Source organism: Rhodopseudomonas sp. BAL398 (genome assembly GCF_033001325.1).
GTDB lineage: Bacteria > Pseudomonadota > Alphaproteobacteria > Rhizobiales > Xanthobacteraceae > JARJEH01.
The window spans coordinates 2,790,843-2,802,882 of the sequence record NZ_CP133111.1; the positions used below are offsets into that span (position 1 = coordinate 2,790,843).

The window sequence follows — 12,040 nt, forward strand, 5'->3', positions numbered from 1 at the left end:
CACCGGAACCCGGCGGCATGTCATGAAAATTGTCCCTGAGAAGTCAGTCGCGGCGACGCGAGATGACGTAGGATTCGTCGTAAAACCAAAGACCGCTGTGCTTGCGCAAAACCTCTCTGGTAGCATCGAGATAGGTGCCGCTCCGAGTCATTTCCGTTAAACGGTCATCCTCGATTTGAGCGACATATACCGCTGCATTCCAAGCCGCAAACGCCGTCGAACTGCCGATCGATCCGGTGACCTCATTGGGCAGCGCCTCCATATCATAACGGAAGATCGAACGGCTATCCGCATAAGCATTAAAATTGAGATCTCGGCCGGCCGCGCCGAGTTCGTATTTGACCGCGCGTAGCAGCTCGTGGCGGCTGACCGCGAAAGGATTTTCCTCCGGCCAGACCGCCTGCACGATCTCGAGCCCAGGATCCTGGCCGTGGGAGTGAATTCCGATCAAGCGGCCGCCGGCGCGTAGTGCCCGCGCCAATGGTGCGATGATCCGCTTGGCGCGGAAATTCACCGAGGATTTCGCGCGGTACGGCTGCGAGGCGATGATCAGGTCGAAATTGGCCTCGCTGCGCCCGGCCCGCGGAATGATCGAATCCAGCAGGAAGCGGTGATCTTCGCGATACAGCACGATCGCCACCGGACGTTCATAGGTCGGCATGCCGGAGCTGGTGCTGACATTGGCCCGCCAGTTCTCCTCGAGAAACGGCGCCAGTTCGGAGATCTGGGTCTCGAAATCGCCCGTCGAATTGCCGCGCAGCGCCACCTCGTGCCAGATCATCCCGGCGGCGGCCGCGGGCGACGCCGGGGTCAGCCATGGCGCCTCGGCGTAATGCATATTGGTGAGAACGAACACGGTGGCGGGATGCTCGAACAGCCGGTCCGGCACCTTGTCGAGAGTGAGCCGGACATCCTCGACGCTGAGCTCCTTGCCGGCGATGTAGAACGGCATATGCGGAAACCGGCCATGCATCGAGCGCAGCACTCGCGCCAGCACGGTGCCGTCGCCGCAGCCGGCGTCGAAGACCCGCAGCGCCGGCGGGCGCGGATGGATCGAGCCCAATTCCAGCACCACGCGGTCGGCGATCACCCGCTTTTCGCTGCAGGTATGCACGAACAGCAGATATTTCTGCCGATTTTCGAAAAACCGGAAATTGCTCTGCGGATCGCGCCGCTCCGGCGGCACCACCAAGCCGCGCGGCGGCGGCGCCAGGCCGGAACCGGCGGCGACGAATTCCTGAATCCGCTCCAGCGTGTCGATGGTGATCTTCTTGCCCTCGCGCAGCCGGTGCACCAGCTTGCCGTCATTGACTGCGCGGCGACCAAAGGTGGACTCCGCCATCGCGGTCTGGCGGCAATAATCCGAAATTTGGCTGAGCAGCTGGTCGTTCTTCATACAGGCCTGGATTGGTGGGCAATTCGAGATTGCCGCCAGTCTCTAACATCGCCTGCCCACCAAGTAAACGGCAATATTGGGCAGCAGCCCAGCGCACAGAACGGCGCAAAACCCCCCGCTTGCGCGGCCGAAGTCATTGGGAGATCACATCCGATCTGCTAAGAGGCCGCGCAATGACGCTCTCCGTGCTCCAGCCAAAACCAGGTATGCCATGCGAATTGCCATGATCGGAACCGGCTATGTTGGGCTGGTATCAGGGGCCTGTTTTGCCGATTTCGGCCATCGCGTCACCTGCGTCGACCTCGCCGCCGACAAGATCGCGGCATTGCAGCGCGGCGAGATCCCGATCTTCGAGCCGGGGCTCGACGAGCTCGTCGCGTCCAATGTGAAGGCCGGGCGGCTGGATTTCACCACGGAGATCGGCCCCGCGGTCGGCCAGGCCGATGCGGTGTTCATCGCGGTGGGCACGCCGTCGCGGCGCGGCGACGGCCATGCCGATCTGAGCTATGTCTATACCGCCGCGCGCGACATCGCCGCCGCCCTGCAAGGCTTTACCGTGGTGGTGACCAAATCGACCGTGCCGGTCGGCACCGGCGACGAGGTCGAGCGGCTGATCCGCGAGACCAATCCGGGCGCCGACGTCGCGGTGGCGTCCAATCCGGAATTCTTGCGCGAGGGCGCGGCGATCCGCGACTTCAAATTCCCCGACCGCATCGTGGTCGGCACCTCGGACGAACGCGCCCGCAAGGTGCTGGGCGAGATCTATCGGCCGCTATCGCTGAATCAGGCGCCGCTGATGTTCACCGCGCGCCGCACCGCCGAATTGATCAAATACGCCGCCAACGCCTTCCTCGCCACCAAGATCACCTTCATCAACGAGATCGCGGATCTCGCCGAGAAGGTCGGCGCCGACGTCCAGGAAGTGGCGCGCGGCATCGGCATGGACAACCGCATCGGCTCGAAATTCCTGCATGCCGGCCCGGGCTTCGGCGGCTCGTGCTTTCCCAAGGACACCCGCGCGCTGGTCAAGATCGCGCTCGACCACGAGGTGCCGCTGCGCATCGTCGAGGCGGTGCTGGCGGTCAATGACAACCGCAAGCGGGCGATGGCCCGCAAGGTCTATCACGCGCTCGGCGATCAGCTGCGCGGCAAGACCGTCGCCGTGCTCGGCCTCACCTTCAAGCCCGACACCGACGACATGCGCGAGGCGCCGTCGATTCCGCTGGTCACCGGCCTCTTGGACATGGGCGCCAAGGTCCGCGCCTTCGATCCGGTCGGCATGGAGCAGGCCAGGCAGGAATTGCCAGACATCACCTATTGCGAGGACGCCTATGCCTGCGCCAAGGACGCCGACGCGCTGGTGATCGTCACCGAATGGGTCCAGTTCCGCGCGCTCGATCTGGCCCGGCTGAAGCGCGAGATGAGGCAGGCGATCGTGGTCGATCTGCGCAACGTCTATCGGCCGGAAGAAATGGCCGAGCACGGCTTCGCGTATCATAGCGTGGGGCGGCCGGGATAGCGCGAAGGCCGCTGGCGTTGCACCGGATCGGGCATCGCCGCGACGACGACGCCGGTATCGGGCGCGACCCGCTGCGCCGCCGATCCAGCTTCCGGCGGAGGCATTCGGCCTGCGCCGATCAGGCTGCGGCGGGAAGCGGCGACCGACGCGCGGCGCGGCCCGCTTCCAAAGCGGTGGCGCGGTGCGTGTACAGATAGCCAGACAACAGCGTCCACAATGACAACATCGCGGCCGGTACGGCGTAGTACGGCGTATAGATCGTGTGACTGAGGTAAAATAGAAGGTTGATCAACAGATTGCAGCCCACAAGGACTCCAATCGCCCGCATTGGCGGCCGAGCAAAGCCGGCCGCCGCCAGGACTCCGACGATCGCTGTCGTCAACAGCACGCCCTGCGTTCCATGCAGGTATTGCACCAATTGACCCGTCAACTGCGCGATCGAAAAATTCGGCGGTGACGCATCCCTGGCGGGATAGGTCGTGGTGAAAGGACTGCCGGCATTGACGGCATTCGCAATCAGCGTCGGAATCAGCCCGATGACGAACGAGACGGCAAATATGGCTCCTTCGGCGAATTCCCGCCATTTGCGCTGGGCGAGGAACTGGATCGCGAAGAACCCACAATAGCCGGCTGCCAAAAGCGCATTGGCCAGCCTCACATCGACGCTCAATCCGAACAACAGGCCGAGGCTGGCCACCGAGGCAAGCCGCAGCTTCGGCGATATCACGACAAACAGCACCACAGTCAGAAATCCGGCCAACGCACAAATCACCATGGTCGGCGGCAGCGAATAGCTGGATTTGACGGGATTATTCATCAGATACATGCTGACCCCGCCAGCCACCGTTGCCACCGCAAGGCTCATCGGCGTCGCCGCATAGGCGATGCTCGCCAGCACCATCAGAAACAGCAAGCCGGTGGCGACCGCGTAAAGCGGGGCGACCTGAAATCCGGCCGGGAAGATCGCCAGGGCAAATCCGGTACCGGGCGGATATTGCATCACGATGCGGCCGGTGCCGGGCATCAGATTGTGGCACGGCGCCAGCGGGTCGTCCGGATTGGGATAGCCGATCTCTCTGAGCTTGGTTGCGAGATAGCCATCCGTTTCCAACGCGATGTCGGTATTGATGCCACTCAGACCGAATTTCTGGAACAGATGAGCCTGCCTCAAATAGCAGATATCGTCATGAACCCCGCGGCTCTCGTTCCAGCCCAAGAACGTTCGTGTCATGCTGGCAAATACGATTGCCACCACCAGAACGCAAAGGATCTTGGCAATCTTCATCGGGACTCAAATCAGTGGGAGGATGGGAAATCCAGGCTATGATTTTCCCATCGCGCCCATCGAGGTGTCAAGCGCCAGACCCGCGGCCATGCGCGCCGTCGAGACGCGCATGGCCGCGGCTGCGTTACTTGCCCCAGACCTCGCGCGCCACTTCGACCGCGAGCTGCAGCTTGTCCCATTGCTCCTGCTCGGACAGGATGTTGCCCTCCTCGGTCGAGGCGAAGCCGCATTGCGGCGACACCGCGAGCTGCTCGAGCGGCACGAATTTCGCCGCTTCCATCAGCCGGGCCTTGATGTGATCTTTCTTTTCGAGCTCGCCGACCTTCGAGGTGATGACCCCGACCACCACGATCTTGTTGCCCTTGGGCAGGAAGCGCAGCGGCTCGAAGCCGCCGGCGCGGTCGGAATCATATTCCAGGAAGTAGCCGTCGTAATTGGTGCCGGCCAGCAGCGTCTGCGCCACCGGCTCGTAGCCGCCGGACGAGATCCAGGTCGAGCGGAAATTGCCGCGGCAGACATGGGTGGTGATCACCATGTCGTCGGGTCGCTCGGCGATCGCGTAATTGATCATCCGGGCATAGATCTGCTGCAGATTGTCGGCATCCTCGCCGCGGTCGCGCACCTTCTGCAACTCGACTTCCGAACACAGATAGGCCCACACGGTGTCGTCGAACTGCAGATAGCGGCAGCCGGCGTCGTAGAACGCCTTGACGGCCTTGCGGTAAGTCTTGGCGAGGTCCTCGTAGAAGCTCTCGATGTCCGGATAGACCTCCTTGGAGATCGCCTTGCGGCCGCCGCGGAAATGCAGCACCGAGGGCGACGGGATCGTCATCTTCGCCGTGACATGGGCGACATCGGCGTGCTTCTTCAAAAATCTGAAGTGGTCGAGCATCGGATGATCGTCGGGGAAATCCAGCTTGCCGATGACACGAATCGAATCATTGCGGGTCTGCACGCCGGCGAACTGGATGCCGTGGTCGGGATGATAGAGTTCGCAGCCGGTGAGATGGCTGAGGAAATCGAAATGCCACCAGGAGCGACGGAATTCGCCGTCGGTGGCGAGCTTGAGCCCGAGCGCCGACTGTTTGTGGACGATCTTTTCGATCTCGATGTCCTCGATCTTGCGCAGATCGTCGGCGCTGATCTCGCCCTTTTCGAGCTTGGCGCGGGCGTCCTTGATCTTCTGCGGCCGCAGCAGGCTGCCGACTTCGTCGGCGCGGAACGGGGCTCTGGTTCGCTGCATCACTTCACTCCCTGGGACGGCATTTGATCCGATAAAACAACTTCATTAATCCAACGCAAATCGATCGATTACACTTTGGCGGCGACGCCGAGAAAACGCTCCAGCGTCGCCGGATCAGACTTGAGCGCAGCACTTGCGGCGTCGTGAACGATCGCGCCGCGCTCCAATATCACGGCGCGATCGGCCAGCCCGAGGATTTTCTGCGCGTTCTGCTCGACGATGATCGCGCAGATCCCGCCGGCGCGGGTGATGGCGCCGAGCGCCGCCAGCAATTCCTCGACGATGATCGGCGCCAGCCCCTCGGTCGGCTCGTCGAGCAGCAGCACTTTGGGGTTGAGCGTCAGCGCCCGGCCGATCGCCAGCATCTGCTGCTCGCCGCCGGACAGCTGATTGCCGAAATTGCCGCGGCGCTCCTTCAGCCGTGGAAACATCTGGTAGATCTTCTCGACGCTCCAGGGGCCGGGCTGCGCCACCGCGGTCATGTTCTCCTCGACGGTGAGCGAGCGGAAGATGTTGCGCTCCTGCGGCACCCAGCCGATCCCGGCCCGCGCCCGCTGGTCCGGCCGCAGCGACGTGATGTCGTCGCCGCCGAGCCGGATGCGGCCGCCGAACCGCCGGGTGACGCCGACGATCGAATTGATCAGCGTGGTCTTGCCGGTGCCGTTGCGGCCGAGCAGCGCCAGCACTTCGCCATCCTTCAGGCCGAGCGAAAGATCCGGCAGCACCACCGCCTCGCCATAGCCGGCGCGCAGATTGTCGATCGCCAGAAAATCAGCCATCGACGCCATCGCCGAGATAGACCGCCTTGACCCGGGGATCGCGCGCCACCGCGTCGGGGGCGCCCTCGACCAGCAGCGCGCCGGCCACCAGCACCGAGATCCGGTCGGCGAAGGCGAACACCAGATCCATGTCGTGCTCGATCAGCAGCACGGTGACGTCGCGCGGCAGATTGGCCACCGCCGACAGGATGTCGTGGCGCTCGCTTTCCGGCACGCCGGCGGCGGGCTCGTCGAGCAGCAGCATGCGCGGCTTCGTCGCGATCGCGACCGCGATTTCCAGCAGCCGCTGCTTGCCGTAAGCCAGCGTCCCGGTCGGCTCGTTCATGACGTCGAGCAGATGGAAGCGCGCCAGATTGTCGGCGATCTCGGCATTGACGTCGGCGCGGGTGCCCATCCGCCGCCACCAGTCGCCGCCATGGCCGAGCCGTTCGGACACAGCCAGGCCAATGGTCTCCAGCGGCGTCAGATCGGCATAGAGCTGGTTGATCTGGAAGGTGCGCGACAGCCCGCGCAGCACCCGCTGATGCACCGGCATGTCGGTGATGTCGTGGCCCTGCAGCAGGATGCGGCCGGCATCGGGGCTCAGCACGCCGGTCAACAGATTGATCACCGTGGTCTTGCCGGCGCCGTTGGGGCCGATCAGCGCGTGGCGGGCGCCTTCGGCGATCTGCAGCGACAGCTCGCTGGTGACCTTGAGGCCGCCGAAATGCTTTTCCAGCCCGATGGTCTGCAGCGCCAGCGTCATGACGCGCCTCCGGGCCTGTGCCGCGCGAGCTGAAGGGCGATCCACCGCGGCGCCCACAGCGCGGCATTGTGCATCCGCTCGCGGCCGATCAGCACGATCACCACCAGCACCAGCCCGATCCAGAACTGCCAATATTGCGGCGTCAGCAGCGCGAACCAGTCCTGCAGCAGCTTGAACGCCAGCGCGCCGATCAGCCCGCCATAGAGATAGCCGGTGCCGCCCAGCACCAGTACCAGCATCAGATCGGCCGAGCGTTCGAAGGAGAAGGCGTCGAGCGAGGCCAGCTGCGTGGTCTGGGTGAACAGCGCGCCGGCGATCCCGGCATACAGCGCCGACAGCGTGTAGACCGCGATCAATCGGCTATTCACCGGAATGCCGATCGCCGAGGCCCGCAGCGGATTGTTGCGGATCGCCCGCAGGCTGAGCCCGAACGGCGAATGCACGATGCGCCGCGCCAGCAGGAACAGCACCGCCAGCACGGCGAGGCAGTACCAGAAGCCGACCTGGCCGAACATGTCGAATTCGAACAGGCCGAGCACCGGCTGCATCACGATGCCCTGCAAGCCGTCGGTGCCGCCGGTGATGTTGGAGAAGCGTTCCGCCAGCGCCTCGAGCAGCAGCGCGATGCCGAGCGTCACCATCAGCCGGGTGAGGTCGACGCCGCGGATCACCAGAAAGCTGGTGGCAAAGCCGAGGATGGCGGCGGCCGTGCCCGCGACCAGCAGCGCCAGCACCGGCTCGCCGACGATGCCGTGCAGCGCCAAGAGGCCGGCGCTGTAGGCGCCGACGCCGAAGAACGCCGCATGGCCGAGCGAGACGATGCCCGCATAGCCCAGGATCAGGTCCAGCGACAGCGCGAACAGGCCGAGCCGGACGATCTCGGTCATGATCAGATAGCGCGACGGAAACAGCAGGCCGCAGCCGACCAGCACGATCCAGAACGCGAATTCGACCGGGTGCCAGCGCGCCCGGCGCTGCACATGCATGCCGATGTCGGGGGGCGTCGCCATGGCGGTCAACGCGCCGCGGCGCGGCCGAACAGGCCGTTCGGGCGCCAGATCAGGATCACGATCATCAAAGTGTAGATCACGAAGGGGCCGAGCTTGGGCAGATAATATTTGCCGGCGACGTCGCCGATGCCGAGCAGCAGCGAGGCCAGGAACGGCCCGGTGATGCTGGAGGAGCCGCCGACCGTCACCACGATCAGAAAGTAGATCATGAATTTCAGCGGGAAATACGGATCGAGCCCGAGGATCTCGGCGCTCAGCGCGCCGCCGAGCCCGGCAAGGCCACAGCCGAACGCGAAGGTCAGCGCGAACACCTGCGGCACATTGATGCCGAGGCCGGATGCGGCGCGCGGATCGTCGACCGCGGCGCGCAAGCGGCTGCCGAAGCGGGTTTTGGCCAGCACCAATTGCAGCGCCAGCGTCAGCAACCCGCAGATCACGATGATCATCAGCCGGTAGCGGCCGATGCCGACGCCGTAGAAATCGAACTGGCCGCGCAGCGCGTCAGGCAGCGTGATGAACACCCGCGACGAGCCCATGATGTAGTCGACCGCCGCCACCGCCATGAACACCAGCCCGATGCTGAACAGCACCTGGTCGAGATGCGGCCGCGCATAAAGATGGCGGTACAGCGCGCGCTCCAGCACCGCGCCGATCAGCGCCGAGGCGACGAAGGCCATCGGCAATGCGGCGAAGAACGGCCAGCCGCTCTGGTTGACCAGCACGGCGCAGACATAGCCGCCGGCCATCGCGAAGGCGCCATGGGCGAGATTGACGAAATTCATCAGCCCCAGCGTCACCGCCAGCCCGCATGCCAGCACGAACAGCAACATGCCGTAAGCGACGCCGTCGAACAGGATGGTGAGCAGGGTCATCTCAGGAAACGCACTTTCTGACTTATCCCTCCCCCTTGTGGGGAGGGTGGATCGCCGAAGGCGAGCCGGGTGGGGGCCGCGAGCACGGCGGTTGTGGCCTCCCCCACCCGACCCGGCTTCGCTGCGCTCCGCCGGGCCACCCTCCCCACAAGGGGGAGGGATCAGGAGCCGGAGCGACCGCGTGTTTCAGATACGAATGCCTTCCCTGCTAGGGGGAGGGAGGCCCTCGGCGATATCGCTAACTCACTTCTTGGTCTTGCCGGGGTCCTTGACGGCTTCGACGGTGGCGAATTCGATGTTGTAGAGTTGGCCGTCCTTCTTCTCGACCTTGCGGATGTAGATGTTCTGCACGATGTCGCGGGTGTCGGGATCGATCGAGATCGGGCCGCGCGGGCTTTCCCATTCCATGCCCTTCATCGCGGCGATGAGCGAATCGCCGTCGGCCTTGCCGCCGGTCTTGTTCAGCGCCTCGTAGATCAGATGGATGCCGTCATAGCCGCCCACCGCCATGAAGCCGGGGCGCGATCCATAGGCCTTCTCATAGGCGGCGACGAACTCCTTGTTCTTCTCCGAAGGATGCGCGGCGGAATACATATGCGCGGTGACGGCGCCGATCGCGGCGTCGCCCATGCCGTCGAGCAGATCGTCGTCCATCACGTCGCCGGGGCCGATCACCTTGATGCCGCTCTTGTCGAGGCCGCGCTCGGCATATTGCTTCATGAAGCTGCCGCCCTGCCCGGCCGGCACGAATACGAACACCGCGTCCGGCTTGGAATCCTTCATCCGCTGCAGGAACGGCGCGAAGTCGGGATTGGCCAGCGGCGTCTTGACCTCCTCGACGATCTCGCCGCCGCCGGCGATGAAGTGCTCCTTGAAATATTTCAGCGCGTCATTGCCGGGCGCATAATCGGTGGTCAGCGTCGCCACCTTCTTGATGCCGTTCTTGGCGGCCCAGTCGCCGATCACCGTGGAGGATTGCGCCAGCGTGAAGCTGGTGCGCACGATATAGGGCGAGCGTTCGGTGATGCTCGAGGTGCCGGCGGCCATCACCACCTCAGGCACCTTGGCCTGGGTCGCCAAAGGCGCCGCGGCGAAGGCCGCCGGCGTGATGCCGAAGCCGGCGATGATCTTGACCTTGTCGTTGACGATCAACTCCTGCGCCATCCGCTTGGTGTGATCCGGCATGGTGGAATCATCGCGCAGCAGGATCTCGATTTTCTTGCCGGCGACCTCGTCACCATGCTGCTGCATGTAGAGCTTGATGGCATTGTCGATCTGCTTGCCGGTCGAGGCCTGGCCGCCGGTCATCGGCAGGATCAGGCCGATCTTGACGGTGTCTTCGGCCTGCGCCGAAGCCATCAGGGCCACGCTCGCCAGTGCGATGCAGGCGGCTTGCCAAAGCGGTCTTGTCCCAGTCAACATGAGTGCCCCCATCCCTATTCCCCAAACCGAGTGCCCGGTTTTTTGGGGTGATCAACGTCGTTTCAGCGTCGCAGTGCCGTGACAGGCCACCCCAGCCACGGCGAATTGTCAATCGCAACTAACGATCTTCGCCCGCGGCAACGAATTGCCAAGCTTCGGGCGTTACTCTAAACGGCGAGGCAATCGCTTGCCCATCGCCGGCTCGATCGCGGCCGACCGGAACCCGGCCATATGGTTGCCATGGAAACCCGGAAGATGGGTGCGATATCAGGTATAAAAATATCAGATATCCGGACCAGGACACCGCAAAGCTGGGCACCGCAAGAGCTGGACACGGCAAGCGATGCCCGGGTCAATCACGGCCGGCAGCCGCCATCTGGGTGCCGGGCCGCAATCAAGGCATGTTGTAGGTATGCAAATTCGTCCGCTCCGCGTCCTGTCCGTCCTGAGTGCCGCGCTATTGGCCGCGAGCCTGGCCGGCTGCGGCACCATCAATGAGAAGCTGACCATCGGCATGGCCGATTATGTGCCGCAATGGGCCGGCGGCCTGCCCGCCGATGCGCCGCCGCGCCCCGGCACCGCGCGCTACGACGCCTATATGAAGGAACAAGCGCGGCTGCGCGCGATGCCCGCGGCCGAACGGCCGAAGCCGGCCACCGCCGCCGCCCCGGCGCGATAACCCCGTCGCGCGCGGCGCAACGCCGCCCGCCGCTCAATCCATGAACACCACGGTCTTGCGACCGTTCAGGATCACCCGGTCCTCGAGGTGATAGCGCATCGCGCGGCTCAGCACCCGGCGCTCGATGTCGCGGCCCTTGCGCACCAAGTCCTCGGGCGCATCGCGATGGCTGATGCGTTCGACGTCCTGATCGATGATCGGGCCTTCGTCGAGCGCGCTGGTGACGTAATGCGCGGTGGCGCCGATCAGCTTGACGCCGCGATCGAAGGCCTGGTGGTAGGGCTTGGCGCCCTTGAAGCCCGGCAGGAACGAGTGATGAATATTGATGCAGTGTCCCGATAGCCGTCCCGCCATCTCGTCGGACAGGATCTGCATGTAGCGCGCCAGCACCACCAGATCGGTCTTGGTCTTGGCGATCAAAGCGGTGATCGCGGCTTCCTGCGCCCGCTTGGTCTCCTTGGTGACCGGCAGGTGGTAGAACGGGATCTCGCCGAAATCGAAGCCGCTGAAGGTCTCGCGCGGATGGTTGGAGACGATCGCGGTGGGGATCATCTGCAATTCGTCGGTGCGCCAGCGATACAGGATGTCGGCGAGGCAATGGTCGGATTGCGACACCAGCAGCATCACCCGGCGCCGCGTGGCGCGGTCGCGCAGATGCCAGCCCATGTTGAATTTGGCCGCGACTTGGCCGAATCCGGCGCGCAGCACCTCCAGCGGCACCGCGGCCTGACTGCGGTTGAACACCACCCGCATGAAGAAATTGTCGCTCTCGACATCGTTGAATTGCTGGGCGTCGAGGATGTTCTGGCCGCTGTCGAACAGAAAGGTGGTGACCGCGGCGACAATGCCCGCGCGATCCGGACAGGACAAGGTCAGCACGAATTGATGATGGGGCATGGGCCGGCTTGGTTGCAGCGGGAAATGCGATTGCGCGGCCCTGCTCTAGCATCCGCGACGGCGCTGCGCCAATCCCCGATCGGACCGTCAGATGGCTGATCAGCGCACCGTGATCGCGGCCATCGGCGAGGCCCGCGCGACGCAACACGCTTGACGACCGCGCCGGCGTCGCCAAGATGCAGGCAACAAGAAC

The 12,040-nt window shown here is 64.3% G+C and carries 11 protein-coding genes; 2 read left to right on the forward strand and 9 right to left on the reverse strand.

Going from position 1 to position 12,040, the window contains the following annotated elements:
• Positions 1–43 precede the first annotated feature (43 nt).
• Complete coding sequence (locus RBJ75_RS13245; RefSeq protein ID WP_044416017.1) at positions 44–1,396, reverse strand: hypothetical protein; 1,353 nt, start codon at positions 1,394–1,396, stop codon at positions 44–46.
• Between the two features lie 211 nt (positions 1,397–1,607).
• Between RBJ75_RS13245 and RBJ75_RS13250 the strand changes: the two genes are divergently transcribed.
• Complete coding sequence (locus RBJ75_RS13250; protein WP_044416015.1) at positions 1,608–2,915, forward strand: UDP-glucose dehydrogenase family protein; 1,308 nt, start codon at positions 1,608–1,610, stop codon at positions 2,913–2,915.
• Positions 2,916–3,033: 118 nt separating this feature from the next.
• Here the strand turns inward: RBJ75_RS13250 and RBJ75_RS13255 are convergent, their stop codons facing one another.
• The 7 genes from RBJ75_RS13255 to RBJ75_RS13285 all read right to left on the reverse strand — a co-directional run bounded on the left by RBJ75_RS13255 (position 3,034) and on the right by RBJ75_RS13285 (position 10,271).
• Positions 3,034–4,200, reverse strand: coding sequence for a hypothetical protein (locus RBJ75_RS13255; RefSeq protein WP_052629019.1), 1,167 nt, complete (start codon positions 4,198–4,200; stop codon positions 3,034–3,036).
• A gap of 124 nt (positions 4,201–4,324) precedes the next feature.
• Positions 4,325–5,443 (reverse strand): cobalamin-independent methionine synthase II family protein, encoded by a 1,119-nt coding sequence (locus RBJ75_RS13260; protein WP_044416013.1) that lies wholly within the window; start codon positions 5,441–5,443, stop codon positions 4,325–4,327.
• Between the two features lie 68 nt (positions 5,444–5,511).
• Positions 5,512–6,222 (reverse strand): ABC transporter ATP-binding protein, encoded by a 711-nt coding sequence (locus tag RBJ75_RS13265; protein ID WP_044416041.1) that lies wholly within the window; start codon positions 6,220–6,222, stop codon positions 5,512–5,514.
• A complete protein-coding gene (locus RBJ75_RS13270; RefSeq protein WP_044416011.1) occupies positions 6,215–6,967 on the reverse strand; it encodes an ABC transporter ATP-binding protein in 753 nt (250 codons plus the stop codon). Before RBJ75_RS13270 ends, RBJ75_RS13265 begins: the two co-directional genes overlap by 8 nt.
• A complete protein-coding gene (locus tag RBJ75_RS13275; RefSeq protein ID WP_044416009.1) occupies positions 6,964–7,977 on the reverse strand; it encodes a branched-chain amino acid ABC transporter permease in 1,014 nt (337 codons plus the stop codon). The genes RBJ75_RS13270 and RBJ75_RS13275 overlap by 4 nt, the downstream gene beginning before the upstream one ends.
• 5 nt (positions 7,978–7,982) lie before the next feature.
• Positions 7,983–8,849, reverse strand: coding sequence for a branched-chain amino acid ABC transporter permease (locus RBJ75_RS13280; RefSeq protein WP_044416007.1), 867 nt, complete (start codon positions 8,847–8,849; stop codon positions 7,983–7,985).
• Positions 8,850–9,092: 243 nt separating this feature from the next.
• Positions 9,093–10,271 (reverse strand): ABC transporter substrate-binding protein, encoded by a 1,179-nt coding sequence (locus RBJ75_RS13285; protein WP_044408398.1) that lies wholly within the window; start codon positions 10,269–10,271, stop codon positions 9,093–9,095.
• A gap of 412 nt (positions 10,272–10,683) precedes the next feature.
• Here RBJ75_RS13285 and RBJ75_RS13290 point away from each other — a divergent pair, with 412 nt between their 5' ends.
• Positions 10,684–10,950 carry a hypothetical protein gene (locus RBJ75_RS13290; RefSeq protein WP_044408395.1) on the forward strand — a complete coding sequence of 89 codons (267 nt, stop codon included), beginning with the start codon at positions 10,684–10,686 and terminating at the stop codon, positions 10,948–10,950.
• A 33-nt stretch (positions 10,951–10,983) separates the two neighbouring features.
• Here the strand turns inward: RBJ75_RS13290 and purU are convergent, their stop codons facing one another.
• Positions 10,984–11,847 (reverse strand): formyltetrahydrofolate deformylase, encoded by an 864-nt coding sequence (gene purU / locus RBJ75_RS13295; protein WP_044408392.1) that lies wholly within the window; start codon positions 11,845–11,847, stop codon positions 10,984–10,986.
• Between the last annotated feature and the right edge of the window lie 193 nt (positions 11,848–12,040).